Origin of the sequence: Bradyrhizobium algeriense, assembly GCF_003062295.1 — a bacterium.
Classification (GTDB): domain Bacteria; phylum Pseudomonadota; class Alphaproteobacteria; order Rhizobiales; family Xanthobacteraceae; genus Bradyrhizobium; species Bradyrhizobium algeriense.
In genome coordinates, this window is the sequence record NZ_PYCN01000030.1 from 1 (window position 1) to 23,450 (window position 23,450).

Here is a 23,450-nt window from a genome sequence, read left to right on the forward strand (position 1 = left end):
AAAGCGAAGCCGTTCTTCCATCACCGAACTCGCTTTCCACGGCATCCACACCTCCCGCTTGCAAAAAAAGCGAAAAGTGTAACCCATGTGTCCGGTACGAAATGTCACCTATGTCTCGGGCCGCTCAGCCGAAGTTGGCCAGACGGTTTTGTCGACTTTGTTCATTTTCTGATCTCCAGTTTCGTGATTCTCGCTTTGATGGCAGCCGCGCGGCCACGTAACGGCCGATGATCTTCTCGACCCAATCTTCCTCCCACGCTAGCGTAGATCGCGCTCCGACATGCTGGCATCGATCTTGGCCTTGTTGAAGGAGCTTCCGAAACACATCGGCCGTCCACGGTCGTCGTCGGCTGCTAGTCAAGATCGTGGTCGCGAGCTTTGGGATGCGCCCAAGGACATCGCGAAGCGCGCTATGCAGAGGGATGATCGCTTCGCGGCGGTGGCTGCTCTTGCCTGTGGTGAGGACGATCGCGTCGTCGCCGACGTGCGACCAAGCCACGCGTATCAGATCGCTCAGCCGCAAGCCGGTGTGGCAAGCTAGGTCGACTGCGTTGGCTACCTCGGCCGAGCAGGTTCTCTTGATGTGCGTGACATCGGCGTCAGTCCAAATAATTTCAGAGCGGTCGTTGTTGTATAAAGTGCTTAATGCCCTCGCAAGGATTACCCGCGATCCTACCGAGTTCGACGGCCCTTCGAGGATCTCAATGCACACGTTTAATGTGCGTAAACCAATTTCTGCACATAAAGGAATCTGGTCGCCGTACTCATTCTCAGGTTACGCACCTGTCGTATCAGCATGGCAACTCCTTCGAGGTGAAGTAGCACCATGCGAGACGTAACAAGTCAATCGAGGGAGCCGCAGGTCGATAAGCGGCGACCTGCAGAACTACCTCTAGTGATAGATCTTGATGGCGGTTTGCTCGATAGCGACTTTGTTCAAAAAACTCTCATAGACCGATCGATTGGAGCCATTGGTCGATTACAGTGTGCATCGAATTCACTCGATGTAGGATTCGACTATGCCCGCCTTCCATACCTCGAAGACGTTATAGAGCAAGCGCGCCAAGCCCGTTCCGAAGGAAAGGCCGTCTATCTTATTGCGAAGGCGAGTGAACGTGTAACGCTGGGTATCGCCGCTCATCTGGGCCTGTTTAAAGGGGTCATCGCATCCACGATTGACAGAGAACTAACAGATCAGACCAAATTTGACGTTTTGATTCGCGAATTCGGATCAAAAGCTTTCGACTACATTGGCGGCTCTCGTTGTGATCAACGCATCTTAGCTGCCGCTGCTCACAGCACGTTGACTAGTTCCAAAAGTGGAAACGAACAGCCCCATTCCGCGCCCGCGCTTGGCAACAACCGGTTACTCATTTGGTCTAATGCACTCCGGATACATCAATGGACCAAAAATGTTCTTGTATTTATACCACTACTGACCTCGCACCAATTTTCGCTGGCAAACTGCCTTAGTGCAACACTAGCCTTCTTCGCGTTCTCGCTATGCGCTTCCGCGGCTTATCTGCTGAACGACATGGCCGATCTCGAAGCTGACCGAGCGCATCCCCGCAAGCGTTTAAGGGCTATCGCTTCAAAACAGCTTTCAACGAGAGCTGCCAAGATTGCCGTTCCATTTCTGCTCGCAGTCTCGATTCTAATTTCCCTAGCCATTTCTGCTACCTTCGCAGGAGCTTTGCTGGGCTACTTTGCGCTGACCGTCGCCTATACGCTGTATCTGAAGCGCCTGGTGATGGTAGATATCGTGGTTCTTGCGGGCCTCTACACATTGAGGATTGTCGCCGGCGCAACTGCAATCGATGTTATCCTGTCCGAATGGCTTCTCGTTTTCTCGATCTTTATTTTTACATCGCTTGCCCTAATTAAGCGGTACGCCGAACTTGCTATGCGTCTTGACGCATCACTTCCCGACGCAGCGAATCGCGACTATGGGGTCAGTGACATGCAAATTGTCGGACCACTCGCTGCGGCGAGCGGCTCAAACGCCGTGACCATTATCTCACTCTATCTCTCTTCACCTGCTGTTCTCGCACTCTACAGCAAGCCGGCATTTCTTTGGCTACTAGACCCGCTACTCATTTACTGGATTGCTCGAGCTTTGATTCTTTCGCATCGCAGGCAGATGAACCACGACCCCGTCGTATTTGCCGTTAGCGATGGTCCTAGTCAAATCACAGCGCTGCTTATGTTCATTGTAGTGCTTGCGGCGATCTGACGTTTGAGATTCGGCGCCATCGTGAAAATACTCACCGCAACTCTCGAACATTCCGTTCAATGCGAGACGCCTCCGGCAGAGCGTTGGCTTGATATGGATGCAAGCCCAATGCAGATCGCGGGCATTTGCATCGTGGCCAGCTTGATCTCATTGCTTTTCACCGGCTCCGTGTTCGGACTCGACAACCATCTATACCATCTGCCCATTATTCATCGGCTCTACGACGACGATCAATTTCGTAATGACGCGTTTATACAGTCTCTGCGACATTACTCGTCGGGACTCTGGCTCGTACTGGCGGGAAGCGAGCGACACGCCGGTGACGGCCACCTCATGTTTCATCTCCTGCTTTATTTTTCCCGGTTACTTTCATTCGTCGGCTTTGTTTGTTGCGCCTCGCTGATCGGAGTGCAGTCCGTTCGCGAACAGATCATTTTTTGTCTTATTCTCTGCTTCAGCTCGATACTTGACGGCACGAGCTTTGCGGGCCACGGCGCTCTCTTTGTGATGACGTTTAGCCATTCGGAAGTTGCAAACGGAACCATGCTACTGGCGGTTTTTTTTGCTGCGCGCGCTCAAATTGCAATCGCATGCATCTTCGCCGGTCTGACATTTTTCCTCAACGCATTCATGGGGGCGTGGCTAGTCTTGCCGCTTGGCTGCATCGTGATATCGCTCATTTGGCGACAAAAGATCGGCATTTCGCAAATGTTGCCGCAAGCTGTGGTCGGCTTGATTGCATATGCGCTCCTGACGGCGCCCGTGGTTTACAACATCCTCTCCAATCCGGATTTCGGTGGAAACGTCGGATTCGATTATTCGGGGTATCTTCGCAGCCTTTTTGGCAATCATTTCTTTGTCGGATCAAACCCTTGGTATCAGATCGTTTTGCTCGTTACCCTCGCTGTCCTGGGGTGGCTTGCTCTATCGCGGTTTAATCGTGGTGGAGTTGAGCTTAAGGCAGCGCTCGTGGGCATGGTGTCACTCTACATCATCGGTACCATTGTTCCGTTACTGACCGACAACCCGACGATACTGAACTTACATCTGTTGCGGTCGGGTGTGATGATCCACCTTTTGGTTGCCACGTGCACCGCTGCACTTGCAGCCAGATGGTTGAGTAGTCGCAACGGTCAAGAGGCAGCCATTCTGGGGCCGTGTTTGCTGTTTTTCATCATCATCAAATGCTTGCTCCCAATGGCCGCCATTTTGATTGCGTTTTACAAAACTATTTGTGGCAGCGTGAAAGAGCGAGATAACGTGCTCCGTGCGGTTGTTTTCGTCGCTCTCGGCCTCTTCGTGTTACCTTGGCAAGCTTGGCAGCACTTCAAACTCACTTCCACAGCAAAGGAGGCTGTCAGGGAGTGGGAAACAATCGGCGCTTGGGCAAAGTCATCCACTGATCCGAACAGCATGTTCTTGATCTCGAAGAGTGAGGGTACTGAAGCAGTCAGAGTTTCGAGCCCTGATGACTTGCATTCAGGAGCACTCTCCGCTGCTTCGGTAGTATTTGAGGCCAGCTCGCGACGACGTATTTGGGTTGACTTTAAAAGAGGCGCTGCGGTGATGTGGAGCCCCTCCTACCACGCGCAATGGAGGTCGCGAATGGACGCTCTTCTAGAACTTAGAACTCTCAGCGAGACGCTCAGTTTTGCTCAGAACAATGACATCGATTATGTTATCGACAATTGCCAGGCGTTCCGCGCTGCGCATATTGATCCAGTATTCAGCACCAATTCGCTTTGCGTGGGTTCCGTCCTCTTTGCCGCAGTGGTTCCGAGCCAATCGGACCACAAGGCAAATACGCGCGGGGGCATAAAATCTCCTGCTACGGCTTTGCAGGTACCTGCAAGCAGCCGCTGACCTCGTTGCGCAAAAATGCAGCTTTTCGCAATCCCAGCGCCTTCGACAAGGATGATAGCTTGTGACCTGATTTATCAAAACGAGGGACGTCAGAAACCTGCCTAGAGGCCTGTTTCGAATTCCCCGTGTTATTACGGTTCGGTAGTTCGCTTGATGGTAAATCGGTGAGCTGACGAAGAACGCCAAGAGCTTCTTCGCTGCACTGGCATGGCCTTCGACTTCGTTCCGCACGAACAGGAAAGCAACAGTCTTGTCTGAAAAAGCTGGCCGCTCAGAAAATGGGCTCCCATTCTTTTTTGGAATCTGGCCTCCTTAATTGCCGGGAGTTCGTGTGATTCGCGAATTGATGACAGTCCACAATGGAGGCTGCCATGAAAGCGTTCGGTCGCGTACTAACGATGTTCGGTATTCTTCTGGTGTCTTTTCGTGCTGACGCTCACGATGCGTCGATGCCGCACCACGAGTGGTTCAACAGGCAGGAAATGAACCCTGCCGCCCAACACCGGCTCGGTGTTCCCTGGAAATCGTGTTGCGACAACGGCGATGTATTCAAAACACGCTTTCGCGTCGCAGACGACCATTCGGACCAGTGGCAATACCTCAAAGACGGTCAATGGAAAGTCATCCCACCCGACATCATCAAATCTGAAGACACGCCAGATCATTTGCCCGTGCTGTTTATAAACAGGAGGACCGGCGACGAGCTCTGCTTCTTCTTGCCGAAGGGTGGATTGTGATGCTTTAGGCCTGTCGCCAGCTCGACCCGTCGGCTACGGGCAACAGAAGCCTATCTTTCGCTTTCGATCGCGCGTAGGGTCGCTTCGTCGCAAGACGATGGCGCTGAACCTTAGAGTGGACTGCGGGCAGACCCGGGGGCAGTACCCGGCGCCTCCACCTTAGCAGCTTGAGCTTAAAGGTCTCATCTCGGTGAGATCGATTCTGCCGAAAGGCCGAATCCCAGGGCTGCTAGGGCGGGGGCGAACCAGGATCGATGGTCGCAAAGAAGCTCTGAATTGTGCTCGGCATGATACCGCCGTTATCGGGTCAAAAACCTAAATGCAAACGATAACGTTGCATTGAACGAAGTGCGCCTCGCGGCGTAACCTGTTCGGGGTTGGTCCACCTGGCAACAGAACGGCCATCGCCGCGTCAGCCTTCGGGTTGGCGCGGCTTTTATTTGCGGCCCGGCCCGCTCCTCGCGCGTTGCCTTCAATTTCCGTCGCTGCCGTGTTAGGCATGAGGCGTGTCGCAAAAGAGGAGTGCACGTTGACCCGGGCGATCACTTCCGCCGACGCTTCTCGCAACAGCCTGTTCATCGTCGCCGCCGGCGGCATCATCTCCGGTATCCTCACGCCGCTGTTGCCAACGCTGATCGACTTGATCGTTGGCTTGCCCGGTCAGCTTCGCATTTCGCTGATCGCAGTGCCGTTCGCCGTGCTCGTTTTGATACTGGTGCGGCGCTTCAGCGCCAATCCGCTTTGGGCCGCAGGGCTCGCGGCGATCGTCACCATGATCGCGTTCGTCTGCGCGGTGAACGCGGCGATCTTTATCGAGGGACAGACCGCGGGCGCGGCCACGGTCATGCGCTATCTGCTCGCCGGATTGACCGGCGGCCTCGTCGGCACGGCAGTGATGGCGCTCGGAATCGCGCTGCTGCCGGCGGGGCCGCGCAATGCCGCCGCATGGTGGCCGATGCTGATCACGGGGACGCTCGCTGGTACGCTGCTTGCGCTCGACAATGCGCTCGGCCTCGACCGGACCTCGTGTCTCTATCCCGTCTGGCAGGCGGCGGTCGCGCTGCGGCTGGTGATGGTGCTGCGGTCGTGACAGCGCAAAGCCGCGTGCAGCCCCGTAGTTCTACCGTCCTGCATTAAAGCCTGCATTAAGGCTGCCTTAGCCCAGTTCCGCCTACGTTGACCGCTCCCTCATGCAGCGGAATCACAACATGCGGATCGGTCGACTCTTTGCGGTATCGATGCTCTCGGTGACGGTCCTGGCGATCATCCTTGGCGCCGGGGTTCTCGTCCCGCAATATCGTACCTTTGCCAGCAAGACCGAAGCGATCAAGGCGGTAGAGGCCTATGGCACGGTGCTTGCGGTTGGCCAGCAGGTTGCCGCCTACCGCGCGCCCTATGTCGGTCCGTTGTTTCAGGAAGGCGCCGCGACGCAGGCCCAGCTCGATGTGGCGGCGAAGGCCGTGCAGATCGCAGATGCCGCGTTCGCAAAGGCGCGGACCGCCGTCGGCGCGCTCAGCGATGGCGCGGCGCTCGTCCAGGGCCTCAATCAGGCGGCGGCCAAACTGGCCGAGGTTCGCGCAGCGAGCGATCGCGCGATGGCCTTGCCAATGAGCGCGCGCGATCAGGCCGCGATCAAGGGCTTCCTTCCGGGCATTGCCGGGGTTGTCGGGATTCTCGAACCGCTGTTGAACCGCCTTGAAAACCAAGTCGCGATGGCGGACGCGTCGTTGACGGCGCTGCTAAATGTCGCCCGCACGTCGCAGGATCTGCGGATATCGGCCGGCGGCCGGGCTGCTACGGTGTCGCTTGCGATCAGCACCCGCCGTGCGCTGACGGCGGCTGAAATTTCCAGCATGGACCGCGCCCAGGGCCGCGTCGATCTCGACCGCGAACGGATCGAGGCCGGCGTGGATCAGATCGGCAGCCCGTCGCGTCTTGCGAAAGCGATGAACGACGCGATCGAGGCCTATTTCGGAAAGGCCGCGCCATGGCTTGAAAAGGAAATGGCGGTCGGACGCAACGATGGCAAATACGCCATCGGCTCCGATCAACTCGCCAGCACGATCGTGCCGGCGGTGCAGGCATTCTTCGCCGTGCGCGATGCCGCGCTGGCGGAAGCGGGAGAACGTGTGGGCGCCGCGCGGGACGCGGCCTTGACGATGCTGGCGCTGGCCGGCCTTGCCGTTATGGCGCTGCTCGGCGTGCTCGCCGGCGTCACCGTGATGCTGCGCCGGCGCGTGATCACGCCGCTGGCGACCTTGACCGGCGCGGTCGGAGATCTTGCCGCCGGCCGGCACGACGTCACGATCCCGACCGTCGAGCGTGCCGATGAGATCGGCGCCATGGCGGGCTCGCTGCAGGTCTTCAAGGACGCCCTGATCGCCAAGAAGGCTGCCGACGAGGCCGCCGCGGTGGAAGCGGATGCAAAAATCCAGCGCGGCCAGCGCGTCGACCGGATCACCGGCGATTTCGAGGCGATGATCGGCCAGATTGTCGAGATCGTGTCACAGGCCTCGACCGAGCTGGAAGCCTCCGCCGGCACGCTGACGGCGACCGCGGAACGTTCGGAGGAGCTTGCCACCGCGGTTGCGGCGGCTTCCGAGGAAGCCTCCACCAATGTGCAGTCGGTCGCATCCGCCACCGAGGAGATGGCGTCGTCGGTCAACGAGATCAGCCGGCAGGTCCAGGGCTCGGCGCGGATCGCCGGTGAAGCGGTGGAGCAGGCGCAGAAGACCAACGATCGCGTCGCCGAACTCGCCAAGGCCGCCGCCCGGATCGGCGACGTGGTGGAGCTGATCAACACCATTGCGGGCCAGACCAACCTGCTGGCGCTCAACGCCACCATCGAGGCGGCGCGGGCCGGCGAAGCCGGACGCGGCTTTGCGGTGGTCGCGTCCGAGGTGAAGGCGCTGGCCGAACAGACGGCCAAAGCAACGGGCGAGATCAGCCAGCAGATATCGGGCATCCAGGCCGCGACCCAGGAATCGGTCGGCGCCATCAAGGAGATCGGCGATACCATCGGACGGATGTCGGAGATCGCCTCCACCATCGCGGCCGCCGTCGAGGAGCAGGGCGCGGCGACCCAGGAAATTTCCCGCAACGTGCAGCAGGCCGCGCACGGCACGCAGCAGGTTTCCTCCAACATCGCCGACGTGCAGCGTGGCGCCAGCGAGACGGGGTCCGCCTCGGCCCAGGTGCTCGGCGCGGCAAAGTCACTGTCCGGCGAAAGCGACCGGCTCAAGCGCGAGGTCGGCAAGTTCCTCAGTTCCGTGCGGGCGGCCTGAGCCGCCCCCATCGCAAAAGCGGACGCTGCTAGGGCGCGATCGTCAGCACCGCCTTCATGTTCGGATGGTACCGGCAATAATACTCGACGGTACCGGCCTTCTTCAGCACTGACGTCACGGTTTTCTTCGGCGGCATGTTGACGTCGAAGTCGCCGTTGCGCGCGGTCGCGGTGTGCACGAACACGTCCTTGTTGATCCATTCGATGGTGTCGCCGACCTTGGCCGAGACCTCTGCCGGCGCGAACACCAGATCGGTCGTCGTGATCTGTATAGTCGTCGCATGCGCCGGGGCGGCTATCATGCCGAACAGCAGGGCAGCCATGACAGGCGGATAGCGTCCCGGACGCATGGCAGGCTCCTTACTTCAGCTTGGCGGCGACTTGTTCGGCGTGCTGCTGGTGGCCCTGAAAGATCTTCAGGCCGGTCTGCAGCAGGCTCTTCAGCTCGGCATTACTGGCTGATGGAATGAGCTGCGTCTCCAGCGCGCCGTTGACGGCCTTGTGGTAGGCGACCTCGTTGGCGACATAGGCCTTGTCGTATTCGGCACCCTTCAGCTTGGCGAGTTCGTTAAGCTTCTCGGCCGCCTGCTTCGACAGCGTCTTGCTGGTGTCGTTGTCCTCCGGCGTCACGTTCAGCTTCTTGACGAGGTCGAGCGCCTGCTTGTTCACGGCCTCATGGTCGCGCACCATGCCTTCTGCGAACGCCTTGACGTCCTTATTGCCAGCCTTCTCGATCGCCTGCTTGGCGGCGGCGATGTCGATGACCCCTGCGGTGTAGGCGATATGCGCGATCTGGGGATCGGTGGGCTTTGCGCCTTGCGCCAGCGCTGCGCTGCTTAGGATGCTCAATGCGGCGATCGCCGCGCTCAATCGAACGAACATGTCTGACACTCCTGTGGCGCGGAACCAATGCCGCGCGTTGTTGACGAACAGGAGTTGGATGGTCGTGGAGTGCAGAGGTTCCCGGAAAAGTTAATCGAAGCCCAGTCGCTTCAGCACCGTGTCCGTCAGCCGCTCGCAGCGCTTGCCGGCAAAGGGAAACGCCTCCATCACCACGGGACCAATTTTCTTCTCGACGATGTCGCGCAGCATCGTGCGGGCGCGGTGCAGCCGGCTCTTCACGGTCTCGGGCTTGAGCGAGAGAATCTCGGCGGTCTCTTCCACATTCATCCCTTCGATGACGCGGGTGATGAAGACGAGACGGAACGCTTCCGGCAATTCATCGATGGCATGTTCGACGACGGCTTGGATTTCACGCTGGGCCATGGATTTTTCCGGATCGGCGGCGGCGAGGGGGAACTGGATGATTTCGGCTTCGAGCGCGCCTTGCGGCAAGGAGTCCAGTTCCACGGCGGGCCGACGGCGGCGCAGCCAGCCCAGTGCCTCGTTCATCGCGATCCGCGACAGCCAGGTCGACAGGCTGGAATCGCCACGAAAATTTTCCAGATGTGTGAAGGCGCGGACGTAGGCTTCCTGCACCACATCCTCGGCCTCGCCATCGTTGCGCAGGATGCCGCGGGCAAGGCGATAGAGCCTGCGGTTATTCGCCTGCATGATGGCACGGACGGCGGCTTCGTCGCGCGCCAGCGCCCGCCGCACCAGCTCGGTGTCGCCGGATTCGACGGGCGCGATTTGTGGTATTTGGGCCTGGCGCATGATGTCCACCAATAACAGCGTATTGGGGTTGGATGCGGCAGAGGGGAAGAGGTTCCCAAAAATTATTCGGTTTCGTAGGATGGGTGGAGCGAAGCGATACCCATCATGTCTCTACAGGGGAATTGATGGGTATCGCTGCGCTCCACCCATCCTACAAACCCGTTACACCGCCGGTACTTGATCCAGGAACCCGGTGATGCTGCGGATGCGGCCGTCGCTGAGCACGGCGAAATCCGTACCCTTGATCGGGCTGTCGCCGCCATCGGGACCCAGTCCCCAGGAGAAGCGGACGTGGTCGCCGAACCCGTTGGGCTCGCCGATCAGCCTGAATTTGAAATCCGGAAAACGCTGCTGCACACCGGCGACAAGCGCATCGACGCCGTCGTGGCCGTCGCCGCTCATCAGGGGATCGACGTATTTCGCATCCGTCGTCCAGTTCGCCGCCAGCATCTCGCGGCGGCGGGCTGGCGTGCGCTCGTTCCACAGGTCGATATAGCCGCGGGCAATGGTGTGAACGTCGGTCATGAGGATCTCCTTATCGTTAGGCCGGATTGATCGGCTGACCGACTATCTGATATCCGCGCGCGTCAATCGATTACCTCGGAGGTCAAGGATTGTCGGATCGCGCCCCCTGACCAATGATCGGGCTAGGGCCTGCGCCGGATTTGGCGTAAAAGCATGAACCACGTGGTTCCCAGGGGGAAAACGTCAACACTTGGGCCCTTGCCGTCCTCATCATCATGGGGCGATCGATCGGTGCCAGAAGAAACCAAGACGCCGAAACAGCATGCGGGCGCCGACTGGGCGCAGCAGCTGTGGCTGTGGCCGCTGGAAGCCACGAAATTGGCGCTCGACAGCTACGCGCAATGGTTCACAAATCAGAAGCCCGCTCCTCCCGACGTGCCGGACCAATCGCCGCTTGCCTGGACCACGCCGAACGCCGTGGTACTCCAACTTCAGTCGATGCGATTGCGGGAGTTTTCGCGCAAGGGTTCGACGCAGCCGCCGGTTGTCGTCTGCGCGCCCTATGCGCTGCACGGTGCGCTGATCGCGGACTTCGCACCGGGCCATAGTCTGGTGCAGGCGCTGCAAAAAGGCGGCGTGAACCGGATCTATGTCCCGGACTGGCGCTCGGCCACGCCGGAAATGCGCTATCTCTCGATCGACAATTATCTGGCCGATCTCAATGTCGCGATCGATGAGATTGGCGCGCCGGTTGATCTGGTCGGCCTGTGTCAGGGCGGATGGCTGTCGCTGGTCTATGCCGCCCGTTTTCCCGGCAAGGTGCGGCGGCTCGTACTCGCCGGCGCGCCTGTCGATATTTCCACGCCGTCAGAACTCTCGAAGATGGTGGCCGCACTTCCGCATCAGGCCTTCGAGCAGATGGTGCAGCAGGGCGATGGCCTCGTCAGCGGCGAGCACATGCTTAAGCTCTGGAACATTCCGTTCAGCCAGCATGACGTGGAAGCCGTGCTGCAAAGGAATCTCGGCGATGGATCGGACGAGGCGCAGATGCTGCTGGATCGTTTCGAGCGCTGGGATCGCGCGACGCTCGATCTGCCGGGGACCTACTATCTCGAGGTGACCGAGCAGGTTTTCCGGCAGAACCTGATCGCCGAGGGCCGCTTCGTCGCGCTCGGCCGGAGGATCGATCTCGCTGAAGTACGCGTGCCGGTCTTCCTGCTGGCCGGAGCCGATGACATCGTCGTTCCGCGCGATCAGGCGTTTGCCACCGCAGGGCTGTTGGGTACGCCACCGGCGTGGCTGGAACAGGCCTGTGAGCCTTGCGGGCACCTCAGCCTTTTCATGGGGCGCAAGGCCCTCGGCCATTCCTGGCGCCGGATCGTCCGGTGGCTTCAGGCCGACATCGGCGATGTCGCCGGCGCAAAAATCCGCGCGTGAGATGCAAAATGAAAATGCCCCGGATCGCGTCTGCAATCCGGGGCAGCTAGATGCGTTGCGGCGGTGGGGCTTACTTCGCCGCGACCACCATGATCTCGACATTGTACTGCGGCGCGGCGAGCTTGGCCTCGACGGTGGCGCGCGCCGGCGTGTTGCCCGCCGACACCCAGCCGTCCCACGCCGCGTTCATTTCGGGAAACGTCTTCATGTCGGTGATGTAGATCGTGGCGGACAAGAGCTTCGACTTGTCGGTGCCGGCCTTGGCGAGATGGCCGTCGATGATCGCGAGGATGTCTTGCGTCTGCTCGGTCACGCTCTTGCCGGCGGCCTTGCCGGCGACGACGCCCGCGAGATAGATGGTGTTGCCGTGGACGACGACCTGGCTCATGCGAGGTCCGGTTTCGAAGCGCTGGATGGTCATGTTTTTCTCCTGATAAGGGGCGGCGGCTTCTTAGCGTGCTCACGCCTCGAGGACTACTGCGTTATTTGCATCGAACCTCGGCACAGGCGAGCGGAAGCGACGCCGTCCTCAGGCGGCTATGCCAGGCCTTGACGGGAAGGCATTTCACCCCGCCGCCTTCGCCGCCGCGCGTCCCGCATTTCGCCCTGAGAACAGGCATCCTCCCAGGAAAGTGCCTTCCAGCGAACGGTAGCCGTGCACGCCGCCGCCGCCGAAGCCGGCGGCTTCGCCTGCGGCATAAAGTCCCCGGATGATCTGGCCGCTCGTGCCGAACACGCGCGAGTCCAGATCGGTCTCGAAGCCGCCCAGCGTCTTCCGCGTCAGGATGTTGAGCTTGACCGCGATCAGCGGGCCGTGGTCGGGATCGAGAATACGATGCGGCTTCGCCGTGCGGATCAGTTTGTCGCCGATGTAACGGCGCGCATTGTGCAGGTTCATCACCTGCGCGTCCTTGACGTAGGGGTTGGTGATCTCGCGGTCGCGCGCCTCGATCTGCGCCTTGATGTGGTCGTGCTGGAGCAGGCCGTCGCCTGAAAGCGCATTCATCGCGCTGACGAGGTAGGCGAGATTGTCGCGCACGATGAAATCCGCGCCGTTCTTCTTGAACGCTTCCACCGGCGCTGGTGCACCCTTGTTGGTGGCGCGCTTGATGGTCATGCGCCAGCTCTTGCCGGTGAGGTCCGGATTCTGCTCGGAGCCGGAGAGCGCAAACTCTTTCTTGATGATGCTCTGGGTCAGGATGAACCAGGAATAATCGTAGCCAGTGCCCATGATGTATTCGAGCTGGCCGAGCGTGTCGGAGCCGGGGAACAGCGGCGCGGGCAGCCGCTTGCCCGTGGCGTCGAACCACATCGACGACGGGCCGGGCAGGATGCGGATGCCGTGGCGCGGCCAGATCGGATTCCAGTTTCGGATGCCCTCGACGTAATGCCACATCCGGTCGCGGTTGATCAGCCGCGCGCCGGCGGCCTCGGTGATACCGATCATGCGGCCGTCGACATGTTCGGGCACGCCGGAGATCATGAATTTCGGCGGCTCGCCCAGGCGCTTCGGCCAGTTCTGCCGGACCATGTCGTGATTGCCGCCGATGCCGCCGGAGGCGACGATCACGGCCTGCGCGCGCAAGCTGAAATCGCCCACGACCTTGCGCGAGGAGCTCTTGCCGCGCTCGACGCTGTCAGGTTCGAGCACCGAACCACTGACGCCCTCGACCGCGCCGTTCGTCATCACGAGTGTGTCGACGCGGTGGCGAAACCTGAACGTTAATCGGCCGTTTTTTTGCGCTTCGCGTGCGCGGCGTACGAACGGCTCGACGATGCCGGGGCCGGTGCCCCAGGTGACGTGAAAGCGCGGCACCGAATTGCCGTGGCCCATCGCGTCATAGCCGCCGCGCTCGGCCCAGCCGACCACCGGAAAAATACGGTGGCCCATCGCCCGCAGCCAGTCGCGCTTCTCGCCGGCCGCGAACGCGACATAGGCTTCCGCCCATTGCTTGGGCCAATGGTCGTCGTCGCGGTCGAAGCCCGCGGTCCCCATCCAGTCTTGCAGGGCGAGATCGTAGGAATCCTTAATGCCGAGCCGGCGCTGCTCGGGAGAGTCCACCAGGAAGAGTCCGCCGAACGACCAAAAGGCTTGTCCGCCAAGGCTTTGTTCGCCTTCCTGGTCGATGACGATGACGCGCTTGCCGGCGTCTGCGATTTCGGTCGCCGCGACCAGCCCCGCCAGTCCGCCGCCGACCACGATTACGTCTGTGACCTCAGTCATCGTTTCCTCCCCCGTGCCATTTATGATTCAAGCCCGCGTCCTCGCGCGCGGTCAACGGCAAAGCGTCTTGCCTGTGGCTGCGTCGCCACCTCGGCGAGAGTCGTTTGTTCCAGTATGGGACCTTTTCGCGCGGAGGGTGCAGCGGCCCGGCAACACTTAATTTGAATTTGTTTTGACGGGCTGTGTCTGCCTAGACAAAATCACGATCTCAAACGACGCTACATCCCGTCTTGCATCACTAAGACAATCAGATTCGGGTTCGACATTTCTTCGACTGGGGCTGGGATATGAAGCTGGTGACGGGGTTGCTTGCAGCGGTGCTGCTGCTGGCGGGGGTAGGGGCGAGCCATGCGGTGGTGCGGATTGCCGACGACCGCGGCGGCCGGATCGGCACCTATGTCGACAAATACCAGGGCCTGCGCACCTCGGGCGAAACCGTCATCATCGATGGGCTCTGCGCCTCGGCCTGCACCATCGTGCTCGGCGCGGTTCCCCATGACCGTATCTGTGTGACGTCACACGCCAATCTCGGCTTTCATGCCGCCTGGGATTTCGGCGCCAACGGCCGCGCCGTCACCAACGCCGAAGCCACCCACATGCTGTATTCGATGTATCCGCCAGCGGTGCGGAAGTGGATTGCGGCGCGTGGCGGCTTGACCCAGCGCATGCTCTTCCTGCGCGGCAAGCAGCTGCAGTCGATGTACAAGCCCTGCTACCTCGACGCGCAAGCCTCCACCAACAAGCCAGCATCATCGCGCTGAACCTGGGCGGCCGTTTCGCCGAAAGGTGACGTCGTGGCCGGGTCTTCCCGGCCATTTACTTTTCGTGCACCTCTCGCCCAGTCTGCCCCTCCGCATGACGTGATGTCCGGCGCGGCCATTCCGCTTGCCTGCCCCGGGAACTAGCCCTATCTGAAATGCATGGCTCAGCCGATCTCCACCCAAGCCGGAATGATGACCGCGACCTCGCGTCAGGGCAGGGTGGCGTCCATGATCGTTTGGAGCGCAGCCGCCCTCGGCGCGCTGGCCGTGCTCGGCGCGGCGGCATTGTGGTTCCATTACGGCACCGCGGTGTTTTTCGAGATGATCGCCGCCGGCATCTCGGCCTGCTTCTGATACGGCGAAAAGGAATCCACGATGGACCGGACGATCCGCCCGCTGGTGATTATCGCTGCCTTTGCCACGAGCCTCGTGGTCGGGCTGGTGATCATGCTGTGGGCGATGGGCGGCCTGCGCACCGTGACCGCGCCGGCTGCGATCGGCGGTCCGTTTCAACTGACCGACCAGGCCGGCCAGGCCGTCACCGAGCAGAATTTGAAGGGCAAGCCGACGCTGATCTTCTTCGGCTTTACCCATTGCCCGGATGTTTGCCCGACCTCCCTGTTCGAGATTTCCGAGGTCTTGAAGGCAATGGGCACGGACGCCGACAAGGTCAACGCCTGGTTCGTTTCCGTTGATCCCGAGCGCGACACGGCGGCCGCGATGAAGGACTATCTCTCCAGCTTCGATCCGCATTTGAAGGGGCTGACCGGGGAGCCTGCGGCGGTAGCCAAGGTGATTTCGGCCTATCGGGTCTATGCCAGAAAAGTCCCGCTCAAGGACGGCGACTACACCATGGACCATACCGCGCTGGTCTATCTGATGGACCGCGACGGCCATTTCGTAGCGCCCTTCAACCTGAAACGGACGCCAGCGGAAGCCGCCAAGGATTTGAAGCGCTATCTCTGAGCCGGCAGGGCTGGCCAAAAGCTCTAAAAACGGCCCTCGCATCGTGGGTCGGATGGTCTATAAGGCCGTGAAATTCCGCAAGCATTGCCGAAAATGCCATATCTTAACGCACCGTTAACCAATGCAAGACTGCATCGAAGCGTCCGCGCCTGGCTGGCCGGGCTGTTGATTGCGTTCGCGTTGATGGCTGTTGGCGGTGCTGCGCAGGCGCAGACCCAACCCCGCCCGGCGGTCGAGGCGGCCCCGCAGGCAGTGCCTGGCTTCTGGGACCCGCGGCGGCGTCCGGACCGGCCGGACATGTCGCGCCTCACCGTGATCCGGTTCCTGACCGAGACCGATTACCCGCCGTTCAACTTCACCGGTGCCGACGGCAATCCCGCCGGCTTCAATGTCGATCTGGCGCGCGCGCTGTGCGACGAGATCAAGATTTCCTGCACCGTCCAGATGCGCCGGTTCGAGACGCTGGTCGACGCCATTACCAGCAACCGCGGTGACGCCATTATCGCCTCCATGGCGGTGACGCCGGCCTTGCGCGCCAGGCTCGATTTCACCGATCCCTATTACCGCGCGCCGGCGCGCTTCGTGTCGCGGCGCGACGCTGTCATGCCGGAGGTCCGCCCTGAATATCTCGAAGGCAAGAAGGTCGGCGTCATCGCCGGCACTTCGCACGAGGCCTATCTGAAGGCGATGTTCACCGACGCCGAGATCAAGTCCTATCCCAATGACGACGCGCTGCGGCTCGCCTTGCGGCGGAGCGAGGTCGATTTCATCTTCGGCGACGCGATCTCGCTGGCGTTCTGGATCAACGGCACCGATTCGGGCGAATGCTGCGCGTTCTCGGGCGGACCCTTTGTCGAGAGCCGCTATTTCGGCGAGGGCATCGGCATCGCCGTCCGCAAGGGCAACGATCTGCTGCGGACGTCGCTGAACTGGGCGCTGTTCCGGATCTGGGAAAAAGGCCGCTTCACGGATCTGTGGCTGCGGTATTTTTCGATCAGTCCGTTTTGACACCGTCATTCCGGGATGGTCCGAAGGACCAGACCTCAGGGGTGCAATTGCACCCCGGGGAATCTCGAGATTCCGGGTTCGATGCTGCGCATCGCCCCGGAATGACGGCGGAGGGCCCATCATTTTGCATTTTTACGCGGAAGCGCTAGTTTCCGCGGCTTCCGGAGAGAGCCCTTACAAAATGTCCACGATCGACCATGCCTTTAGCCCGAGCGATTTGCGCGCGCTCGCCGAGCAATCCAACGCCTGGCCGTTCGAGCAGGCCAAGGCGATTGTTGCGCGGCTGAAGAAAAACCCGAAGGACGAGGTGCTGTTCGAGACCGGTTACGGCCCGTCGGGCCTACCGCATATCGGCACCTTCGGCGAGGTCGCGCGCACCACGATGGTGCGTCATGCGTTTCGCGTGCTGACCGAGGACAAGATCAAGACGCGGCTCCTGGCGTTCTCTGACGATATGGATGGCCTGCGCAAGGTGCCCGACAACGTGCCGAACAAGGAGATGCTGGCGTCGCATCTCGGCAAGCCGCTGTCGCGGATACCCGATCCGTTCTCCAATGAGTATCCATCGTTCGGCGCGCACAACAATGCGCGGCTGCGGGCGTTTCTCGACACCTTCGGCTTCGACTACGAATTCGCCAGTTCGACCGACTACTATGCGTCAGGGAAGTTCGACGCGGCGCTGCTGCGGATGCTGGAACGGCTGGATGCCGTGATGAAGATCATGCTGCCATCCTTGCGCGAGGAACGTGCCGCGACCTATTCGCCGTTCCTGCCGATCTGCCCGCGCACCGGCATGGTGCTGTACGTGCCAATCGTCGAGCACGACGTGAAGGCCGGAACGGTCTCCTACGACGATCCCGAAACCAGGGAGCGCGTGACGCTTCCGGTCACAGGCGGCCATTGCAAGCTGCAATGGAAGCCTGACTGGGCGATGCGCTGGTTCGCGCTCGGCGTCGACTATGAAATGGCCGGCAAGGACCTGATCGACTCGGTCAAGCTGTCGGGCAAGATCTGTGCGGCGCTCGGCGGCACGCCGCCAGAGGGCTTCAATTACGAGCTGTTCCTCGACGACAAGGGGCAGAAGATTTCGAAGTCGAAAGGCAACGGGCTCACCATCGATGAATGGCTGCGCTACGCCTCGCCGGAATCGCTGTCGCTGTTCATGTACCGCGAGCCGAAGGCGGCGAAGCGGCTGTATTTCGACGTGATCCCGCGCAACGTCGACGACTACCAGCAATTCCTCGATGGCTTTTCGCGGCAGGATGCCAAGCAGCAGCTCGTCAATCCGGTCTGGCACATCCATTCCGGCAATCCGCCCAAGGCCGACATGCCGGTCACTTTCCAGCTTCTGCTGACGCTGGTGTCGTCGTCGAACGCGGAAAACGCCGAGACGCTGTGGGGCTTCATCGGCCGCTACCGTCCGGGCGTGACGCCGCGGACCCATCCGAAGCTGGATGCGATGGTCGGCTACGCCATAAACTATTATCGCGACTTCGTGGCGCCGACGAAGCAGTTCCGCGAGCCGACCGACAGCGAGCGCGTCGCGTTGCAGGATCTCCGCGATGCGCTGTCGAACATGCCGGCGGGATCGAGCGCCGAAGATATCCAGAACGTGGTCTACGAGATCGGCCGCCGCGAGCCGTTTCTGGATCCCGTGAAGAGGGGCAAGGACGGCCGGCCCGGCGTCTCGCTCGACTGGTTCAACATGCTCTACCAGGTGCTGCTCGGCCAGGAGAAGGGCCCGCGCTTCGGCTCGTTCGTCGCGGTGTACGGTGTGACGAATGCGGTAGCGATGATCGACGGCGCACTGGCACGGAGCGCGTAGGATGTCGACGGTACGCTAAAGGTCGTCATGCGCGGGCCTGACCCGCGCATCCATCTTGCTTCGCAAGACTCCTTTGGTCGATGGATTGCCGGGTCAAGCCCGGCAATGACAGTCGCATCAAACCGACTGCAGCACGTAGCGGCGGTTGTCTTGCTGCGCCGGGCGGGCGTTCATCGGATAGAGTTTTGCGAAACCGGCGACATCGCTGGTCGCGACCTGGATCGGATCGGTGAGCACCAGCCATTCGACGACTTCCGAGCATGGCGGTGTCGTCAGCGAGCCCGGATACCGGTAGTAGCCGAGCTTCGCCGGCAACAGCCCGTTCGGATTGATGCTGCCATCCGCCTTCACTGCGGACCCTTCCTTGGCCGGCATGGTGGCTACGATCTTGCCGAAGGTCGCATTCGGCTTTCCTTCCGAGAACATGACGCCGACCACGGCGAGCGCACCCGAATTCGCGCGGTGCACGAAATGCGCTTCCATCGGAAAACTCTTGCCGTCGATCAGATGTTCGCTCGGTCGGTGAAAGTGCACCTGCAAGAGTTTGTAGGTAGTGTCGCCGAGCTTCAGCGTCGAGCCTTCGGCGAAATTGAGCTGGATGGTGTGGCCGTTGTTGACGATCGTATCGGCGGTCTTGCCCCATGACAGTTTCAGCGCCGGGTGCTGCGATTTGATGGGGGCCACGATATCGATCGGCGATTGCTGCGCGCCGAGTGAGCAGGCCTTGTTGGCGGCATCGAGATCGCCCCATTTGGAAGGCCCTCCCACGCCCTCGTAACTCCAATGGGCGCCTTCGGCGGCAAATCCCCCGGTCGTGCAGACCGGGCAAGCCGCGAGCCCGGCGAGCGCCTTCAAAAGATTTCGACGATTCATGTGATGCCCCTGCCTGGATGAAAACTTTGCAGTATCCGATTCCGCGGCAAGCGTAAGCTGAAAATATGACTGTCAGCACGACGCTACCTGTTGTCGTGTGCCGTAGCCCGGATGGAGTGCAGCGAAATCCAGGGGCAGTGCAAGCGGCTCGAGCGGCTCCCGGATTGTGCGGAGCCTGTCATCGGGCGCGCATTCGCGCGACCCGTTGGCTCCATCCGGGCTACGCCTCGGCCCGAGGCAGAGCCCACAAAGAGGGATGGCAGGCCCGCCGCAATTTCAGCCGCGGCCCGCGCCGGATTGCGCTACAATCCTCCCAAAGCCTCCGCCGAGCGACAGGCAACACAGCGGATCAGGGAGAAAGCGGATGCAGTTCAGGGTTTCGCCAAAATCGCTTCAGGACAATGTCAGCACCGAGCAATGGCAGGCGCGGGTCGATCTTGCGGCCGCGCACCGGCTGGCCTTCATCCAGGGTTTTTCCGAAGGCATCTTCAACCATCTGACCTTCGTTGTGCCTGATAGCACCGATCGCTACTACCAGATCCCGTTCGGCACGCATTGGTCCGAGGTCACCGCTTCCTGCTTCATGGAAGTCGGCATCGACGACGGCGAGGTCAAGCGCGGCGAGGGCGAGGTGGAGCGTTCCTGCTATTGCATCCACGCGCCGATCCACAAGGCGTTGCCGCAGGCGAAGGCGGTGTTTCACACCCACATGCCGCACGCCAGCGCGCTGACCCGGCTCGAAGACCCCCGCATCAAGGAAATCGGCCAGACCGAAGTCGGGCTGTCGGGCGCCATCGCCTATGACGACGAATATACCGGCCCGGCGCTCGATCCCGCCGAAGGCGCGCGGCTCGCAAAAGTCATCGGCGACAAGACCGTGCTGTTCATGGCCAATCACGGCATTTCCACCGTCGGCGCCACCGTCGCTGAAGCTTACGACATGCTCTACTACGTCGAGCGCGCCGCCCAGGTGCAGATCTATGCGATGTGGACCGGGCAGAAGCTGAAACAGCTTCCTGCGCCAGTGGTGGAGAAAACCAAGCGCGACTACAAGGACGAGCATCTCTACAAGGGACCGACTCCGGCCCAGCGGCATTTCGATGCCTTGAAGCGGATGCTGGACCGCAAAGAGCCGGATTACGCGACGTAAGCGTCGGTCGTTGCCGCGAGCGCAGGGCCCTTCTTCCCTTCTCCCCTTGTGGGAGAAGGTGCCTTGCCGAAGGCAAGGCGGATGAGGGGTCTCTATCCGCGGATGCAGACCCCTCATCCGTCTCGCTGCCGCTGCGCGTCAGCGATCCACGAAGGTTCGCGCCCGCGACTCCATCAGCCAACCGCCCCTCTAACCTCATCCGCAAATCGGTGCCAGATTTCCGGCCGCCAGCTTCCATTGGCGGCGCCCGAGGTCGAAGGCAAAATCCACACCCTGGTATCGCCAATCAGCTCCAACTGCTCGCCGTAGTCCCGCTTCCCGTCAAAGAACTTCTGTCCGGCCGTCTTGCTGGTGAAGGCCAGGAACTGCGGACGAAATGTCGCGATTGTCTTGCTCAGCCGGGCACGATCCGCCGTCGTCAGCTTCGGAAGCGTCGCACGGTCCATCCCCGCGCCCGCTTTCACCAGATCAGTCAGGCCGATTCCATATTGCAGCAGGTTGCGGAATTGATGCGGCTGCAGCTGCTCCGGCGTGAGCCTCGTCTCGTGCAAAATCTTCCAGAACTTGTTTTGCCGGTGCGCGTAATAGGCCCGCTCGGCGGCGGATGTCGTCCCCGCGGCGGTTCCGCACAGCACGATGCGAAGGGAATGTTGCAGCAGGTCGCTCAGCACATCCGTCACGGAGCGACAAATCCTACTGGCTCGCCCACACGATCCTTGCAATCCACGCCACATCTTCGGCGTCGAGCGTGCGATCAGCCTGGGCCGGGTTGAGCGACTGCAGTTCCAGCGTCCTGGTAGTGCGGCGTTTCAATTCCTTGACCATCACTTCGCCGTCCGACGTCTTGAGCACCACGCGGTCGCCGCGCCGGATCGGCGTGCCCGGCGATACCACGATGATGTCGCCGTCGCGATAAGCGGGCTTCATCGAATCGCCTGAGATCTCCAGCGCGTAGGCGTGCTCGTCAGAGGCCTGTGGCAGCGCCACCTCGTCCCAGCCACGGCCGGCAGGAAAGCCGCTCTCGTCGAAATGGCCGCCGCTGCCGGCTTGCGCCAGGGCAAGCAGCGGCACCGATTGCAGGCCCCGCGCGCCGTCGCCGATCAACTGCACAAAGGTGTCGATCGACGAATTAGTCGCGGCCAGCGCCTTGGAAACCGATTCGGTCGAGGGCCAGCGCTCGCGGCCGTCGGCGGTGATGCGCTTGGATTTGTTGAAGGTGGTGGGGTCCAGGCCACTGCGCCTGGCAAGGCCGGACGGCGACATCCCGGCGCGTTCGGCCAGGCGGTCGAGCGCGGTCCAGACCTGGCTGTGGGTCAAAATGCGCTGCGCCTTGGAATGCCTGGCCATCGAAAATCCCGGAATCGCCTAGGAATTATTGCCTCATTCGGCTCCTTTTCGCAAATCTCGTGCCGCGCCCTGCTGCGCAGCGCTTGAGTTGGCGGCCTGCCGCCTTTACGGTCGGCCGCCACCCGGCCATTTCCGGGAAAATCCCAAGTTACTCAATGACAAGCCCGGAAAGTCGTGCGCACGATCTATAAAATCACTCCCGCCTCGGCCTGGCGCGAGGCCGAACGGCAGGGCGTCTACCGGGGCAGCAGCGACGATCTGCGCGACGGCTTCATTCATTTCTCCACGGCGTCCCAGGTCGCCGAGACGGCGCGAAAACATTATTTCGGCCAGACCGGCCTGTTCCTGGTTGCGGTCGACGCGGACGCGCTGGGCGATGCCTTGCGCTGGGAGCCTTCGCGCAACGACGAACTGTTCCCGCATCTCTATGGCGAACTCGATCTCGGCGCGGTGACCGCCATCCTCGACATGCGCGCGCGGTCCGACGGCACTCACGACATTCCGGAGCTTCTCCCGTGATCCGCGCCTTCGACGCCTTTTCGCTGCCGCTGTTGCGCTGGTTCGATCCGGAAGACGCGCATCGCATGGCGATCCATGGCCTGCGGCTGCTGCCGCCGGTCAAGCCGCGGGCCGACGACCACAAGCTGGCGGTGCGCGCCTTCGGCCTGAATTTTCCCAATCCGATCGGCATGGCCGCGGGCTTCGACAAGAGCGCGGAGGTGCCCGACGCGTTGTTGCGGCTCGGTTTCGGCTTCGTCGAAATCGGCACGGTGACGCCGAAGCCGCAGGGCGGCAATCCGCGGCCGCGGCTGTTTCGGCTGGAGCGGGATGAAGCCGTGATCAACCGCATGGGCTTCAACAATGACGGCGCCGAGGCCGCGCTGCGCCGGCTGGCGGCGCGCGCCCACCATGGCGGCATCGTCGGCGTCAATGTCGGGGCCAACAAGGATTCGTCCGACCGCGTCGCCGACTACGTCAAGCTGATCGAGACATTTGCGCCGGTGGCGAGCTATTTCACCGTCAATGTCTCCTCGCCGAACACGCCGGGCTTGCGCAATCTGCAGCAATCCGCGGCGCTTGACGACTTGCTCGCCAAGGTCATCGATGCGCGCGAGCGGGTGCGCCGGAATGCCGGCGATTCTCCGGTGCTGCTCAAGATCGCGCCGGATCTGAGTTTGACCGAGCTCGACGATGTCGTGCACATCGCGCGCTCGCGCCGGGTCGACGGCATGATCGTCGCCAACACCACGCTGGCGCGGCCCTCGTCCTTGCGCGAACAGGCCCGCGCGAAAGAGCAGGGCGGGTTATCCGGACGGCCGCTGTTTCGATTGTCGACGCGCATGGTGGCCGAGACCTATGTCCGCACCGAAGGCGCGTTTCCGCTGATCGGCGTCGGCGGTATCGATTCCGGCGGCGCGGCGCTGACGAAGATCCGCGCCGGCGCCAGCCTGATCCAGCTCTATTCGTCGCTGGTCTACAAGGGCCTCGGGCTGGTCGACGACATCAAGAACGATCTCGCCTCGACATTGCTGCGAACCGGGCGCGACTCGCTGTCGGAGATCGTCGGCGCCGACGCGGCGACGATCACGGCCGAGGATTGGCCGGTGGTGTAGTTACTGATG

24 protein-coding genes and 1 other RNA gene are annotated in these 23,450 nt (G+C 61.4%); 16 read left to right on the top strand and 9 right to left on the bottom strand.

Features of this window, described 5'->3' with window-relative positions:
- The first annotated feature begins 280 nt into the window (after positions 1–280).
- From C7G61_RS34430 to C7G61_RS34460, 7 genes are all read left to right on the top strand, one after another.
- On the top strand, positions 281–541 hold the full coding sequence (locus C7G61_RS34430; protein WP_108522161.1) for a hypothetical protein: 261 nt from the start codon (positions 281–283) through the stop codon (positions 539–541).
- A 285-nt stretch (positions 542–826) separates the two neighbouring features.
- On the top strand, positions 827–2,233 hold the full coding sequence (locus C7G61_RS34435) for a UbiA family prenyltransferase (RefSeq protein WP_108522162.1): 1,407 nt from the start codon (positions 827–829) through the stop codon (positions 2,231–2,233).
- 21 nt (positions 2,234–2,254) lie between these two features.
- A complete protein-coding gene (locus tag C7G61_RS34440) occupies positions 2,255–4,096 on the top strand; it encodes a hypothetical protein (protein WP_145963738.1) in 1,842 nt (613 codons plus the stop codon).
- Positions 4,097–4,467: 371 nt separating this feature from the next.
- Entirely contained in the window at positions 4,468–4,833 is a 366-nt protein-coding gene (locus C7G61_RS34445; protein WP_145963739.1) for a hypothetical protein, read from the top strand.
- 47 nt (positions 4,834–4,880) lie between these two features.
- Positions 4,881–5,242, top strand: a transfer-messenger RNA (tmRNA) gene (ssrA, locus tag C7G61_RS34450).
- 120 nt (positions 5,243–5,362) lie between these two features.
- On the top strand, positions 5,363–5,923 hold the full coding sequence (locus C7G61_RS34455; RefSeq protein WP_108522165.1) for a hypothetical protein: 561 nt from the start codon (positions 5,363–5,365) through the stop codon (positions 5,921–5,923).
- Positions 5,924–6,041: 118 nt separating this feature from the next.
- Entirely contained in the window at positions 6,042–8,117 is a 2,076-nt protein-coding gene (locus tag C7G61_RS34460) for a methyl-accepting chemotaxis protein (protein ID WP_108522166.1), read from the top strand.
- Positions 8,118–8,145: 28 nt separating this feature from the next.
- Here C7G61_RS34460 and C7G61_RS34465 read toward each other — a convergent pair whose 3' ends face one another.
- The 4 genes from C7G61_RS34465 to C7G61_RS34480 all read right to left on the bottom strand — a co-directional run bounded on the left by C7G61_RS34465 (position 8,146) and on the right by C7G61_RS34480 (position 10,297).
- Positions 8,146–8,466 carry a cupredoxin domain-containing protein gene (locus C7G61_RS34465; protein ID WP_108522167.1) on the bottom strand — a complete coding sequence of 107 codons (321 nt, stop codon included), beginning with the start codon at positions 8,464–8,466 and terminating at the stop codon, positions 8,146–8,148.
- A gap of 10 nt (positions 8,467–8,476) precedes the next feature.
- A complete protein-coding gene (locus tag C7G61_RS34470) occupies positions 8,477–8,998 on the bottom strand; it encodes a DUF4142 domain-containing protein (protein WP_108522168.1) in 522 nt (173 codons plus the stop codon).
- A 90-nt stretch (positions 8,999–9,088) separates the two neighbouring features.
- The gene (locus tag C7G61_RS34475; protein ID WP_108522228.1) at positions 9,089–9,772 is read right to left on the bottom strand and encodes an RNA polymerase sigma factor; all 684 of its coding nucleotides are present in this window, start codon (positions 9,770–9,772) and stop codon (positions 9,089–9,091) included.
- Positions 9,773–9,934: 162 nt separating this feature from the next.
- On the bottom strand, positions 9,935–10,297 hold the full coding sequence (locus C7G61_RS34480; protein ID WP_108522169.1) for a nuclear transport factor 2 family protein: 363 nt from the start codon (positions 10,295–10,297) through the stop codon (positions 9,935–9,937).
- A gap of 231 nt (positions 10,298–10,528) precedes the next feature.
- On the opposite strand from C7G61_RS34480, the gene C7G61_RS34485 reads away from it, so the two are divergent.
- Positions 10,529–11,674, top strand: a complete 1,146-nt coding sequence (locus C7G61_RS34485; protein ID WP_244608596.1) for an alpha/beta fold hydrolase — start codon at positions 10,529–10,531, stop codon at positions 11,672–11,674.
- A gap of 70 nt (positions 11,675–11,744) precedes the next feature.
- Here the strand turns inward: C7G61_RS34485 and C7G61_RS34490 are convergent, their stop codons facing one another.
- Entirely contained in the window at positions 11,745–12,095 is a 351-nt protein-coding gene (locus C7G61_RS34490; RefSeq protein WP_108522171.1) for a RidA family protein, read from the bottom strand.
- A 144-nt stretch (positions 12,096–12,239) separates the two neighbouring features.
- Positions 12,240–13,898, bottom strand: coding sequence for an FAD-binding dehydrogenase (locus tag C7G61_RS34495; protein WP_108522172.1), 1,659 nt, complete (start codon positions 13,896–13,898; stop codon positions 12,240–12,242).
- Between the two features lie 287 nt (positions 13,899–14,185).
- On the opposite strand from C7G61_RS34495, the gene C7G61_RS34500 reads away from it, so the two are divergent.
- From C7G61_RS34500 to C7G61_RS34525, 5 genes are all read left to right on the top strand, one after another.
- Positions 14,186–14,659 (top strand): hypothetical protein, encoded by a 474-nt coding sequence (locus C7G61_RS34500; RefSeq protein WP_108522173.1) that lies wholly within the window; start codon positions 14,186–14,188, stop codon positions 14,657–14,659.
- A gap of 228 nt (positions 14,660–14,887) precedes the next feature.
- Positions 14,888–15,013: a hypothetical protein gene (locus C7G61_RS47100; RefSeq protein ID WP_274542300.1), complete on the top strand. Its 126-nt coding sequence runs from the start codon at positions 14,888–14,890 to the stop codon at positions 15,011–15,013.
- A 21-nt stretch (positions 15,014–15,034) separates the two neighbouring features.
- Positions 15,035–15,625 (top strand): SCO family protein, encoded by a 591-nt coding sequence (locus tag C7G61_RS34510; RefSeq protein WP_108522175.1) that lies wholly within the window; start codon positions 15,035–15,037, stop codon positions 15,623–15,625.
- 93 nt (positions 15,626–15,718) lie between these two features.
- Positions 15,719–16,633, top strand: a complete 915-nt coding sequence (locus C7G61_RS34515; protein ID WP_108522176.1) for a transporter substrate-binding domain-containing protein — start codon at positions 15,719–15,721, stop codon at positions 16,631–16,633.
- A gap of 181 nt (positions 16,634–16,814) precedes the next feature.
- The gene (locus C7G61_RS34525; RefSeq protein WP_108522177.1) at positions 16,815–18,458 is read left to right on the top strand and encodes a lysine--tRNA ligase; all 1,644 of its coding nucleotides are present in this window, start codon (positions 16,815–16,817) and stop codon (positions 18,456–18,458) included.
- Positions 18,459–18,575: 117 nt separating this feature from the next.
- Here C7G61_RS34525 and C7G61_RS34530 read toward each other — a convergent pair whose 3' ends face one another.
- The gene (locus C7G61_RS34530; protein WP_108522178.1) at positions 18,576–19,331 is read right to left on the bottom strand and encodes a carbonic anhydrase; all 756 of its coding nucleotides are present in this window, start codon (positions 19,329–19,331) and stop codon (positions 18,576–18,578) included.
- Between the two features lie 364 nt (positions 19,332–19,695).
- On the opposite strand from C7G61_RS34530, the gene C7G61_RS34535 reads away from it, so the two are divergent.
- Positions 19,696–20,481: a class II aldolase/adducin family protein gene (locus tag C7G61_RS34535; RefSeq protein WP_108522179.1), complete on the top strand. Its 786-nt coding sequence runs from the start codon at positions 19,696–19,698 to the stop codon at positions 20,479–20,481.
- Positions 20,482–20,654: 173 nt separating this feature from the next.
- Here the strand turns inward: C7G61_RS34535 and C7G61_RS34540 are convergent, their stop codons facing one another.
- Positions 20,655–21,161 (bottom strand): mismatch-specific DNA-glycosylase, encoded by a 507-nt coding sequence (locus C7G61_RS34540; RefSeq protein WP_202975808.1) that lies wholly within the window; start codon positions 21,159–21,161, stop codon positions 20,655–20,657.
- Positions 21,162–21,174: 13 nt separating this feature from the next.
- Positions 21,175–21,828, bottom strand: coding sequence for a S24 family peptidase (locus tag C7G61_RS34545; RefSeq protein ID WP_190242105.1), 654 nt, complete (start codon positions 21,826–21,828; stop codon positions 21,175–21,177).
- A 174-nt stretch (positions 21,829–22,002) separates the two neighbouring features.
- Between C7G61_RS34545 and C7G61_RS34550 the strand changes: the two genes are divergently transcribed.
- Positions 22,003–22,347: a DUF952 domain-containing protein gene (locus C7G61_RS34550; protein ID WP_108522181.1), complete on the top strand. Its 345-nt coding sequence runs from the start codon at positions 22,003–22,005 to the stop codon at positions 22,345–22,347.
- Entirely contained in the window at positions 22,344–23,441 is a 1,098-nt protein-coding gene (locus C7G61_RS34555) for a quinone-dependent dihydroorotate dehydrogenase (RefSeq protein WP_108522182.1), read from the top strand. The genes C7G61_RS34550 and C7G61_RS34555 overlap by 4 nt, the downstream gene beginning before the upstream one ends.
- Positions 23,442–23,450 lie beyond the last annotated feature (9 nt).

Bases quoted from the DNA above. Each gene is read 5' to 3' on its own strand.
- C7G61_RS34430 (WP_108522161.1), top strand. From the start codon at position 281: ATGCTGGCATCGATCTTGGCCTTGTTGAAGGAGCTTCCGAAACACATC.
- C7G61_RS34435 (WP_108522162.1), top strand. From the start codon at position 827: ATGCGAGACGTAACAAGTCAATCGAGGGAGCCGCAGGTCGATAAGCGG.
- C7G61_RS34445 (WP_145963739.1), top strand. From the start codon at position 4,468: ATGAAAGCGTTCGGTCGCGTACTAACGATGTTCGGTATTCTTCTGGTG.
- C7G61_RS34460 (WP_108522166.1), top strand. From the start codon at position 6,042: ATGCGGATCGGTCGACTCTTTGCGGTATCGATGCTCTCGGTGACGGTC.
- C7G61_RS34465 (WP_108522167.1), bottom strand. From the start codon at position 8,466: ATGCGTCCGGGACGCTATCCGCCTGTCATGGCTGCCCTGCTGTTCGGC.
- C7G61_RS34470 (WP_108522168.1), bottom strand. From the start codon at position 8,998: ATGTTCGTTCGATTGAGCGCGGCGATCGCCGCATTGAGCATCCTAAGC.
- C7G61_RS34475 (WP_108522228.1), bottom strand. From the start codon at position 9,772: ATGCGCCAGGCCCAAATACCACAAATCGCGCCCGTCGAATCCGGCGAC.
- C7G61_RS34480 (WP_108522169.1), bottom strand. From the start codon at position 10,297: ATGACCGACGTTCACACCATTGCCCGCGGCTATATCGACCTGTGGAAC.
- C7G61_RS34490 (WP_108522171.1), bottom strand. From the start codon at position 12,095: ATGACCATCCAGCGCTTCGAAACCGGACCTCGCATGAGCCAGGTCGTC.
- C7G61_RS34495 (WP_108522172.1), bottom strand. From the start codon at position 13,898: ATGACTGAGGTCACAGACGTAATCGTGGTCGGCGGCGGACTGGCGGGG.
- C7G61_RS34500 (WP_108522173.1), top strand. From the start codon at position 14,186: ATGAAGCTGGTGACGGGGTTGCTTGCAGCGGTGCTGCTGCTGGCGGGG.
- C7G61_RS47100 (WP_274542300.1), top strand. From the start codon at position 14,888: ATGATCGTTTGGAGCGCAGCCGCCCTCGGCGCGCTGGCCGTGCTCGGC.
- C7G61_RS34510 (WP_108522175.1), top strand. From the start codon at position 15,035: ATGGACCGGACGATCCGCCCGCTGGTGATTATCGCTGCCTTTGCCACG.
- C7G61_RS34515 (WP_108522176.1), top strand. From the start codon at position 15,719: ATGCCATATCTTAACGCACCGTTAACCAATGCAAGACTGCATCGAAGC.
- C7G61_RS34525 (WP_108522177.1), top strand. From the start codon at position 16,815: ATGTCCACGATCGACCATGCCTTTAGCCCGAGCGATTTGCGCGCGCTC.
- C7G61_RS34530 (WP_108522178.1), bottom strand. From the start codon at position 19,331: ATGAATCGTCGAAATCTTTTGAAGGCGCTCGCCGGGCTCGCGGCTTGC.
- C7G61_RS34535 (WP_108522179.1), top strand. From the start codon at position 19,696: ATGCAGTTCAGGGTTTCGCCAAAATCGCTTCAGGACAATGTCAGCACC.
- C7G61_RS34545 (WP_190242105.1), bottom strand. From the start codon at position 21,828: ATGGCCAGGCATTCCAAGGCGCAGCGCATTTTGACCCACAGCCAGGTC.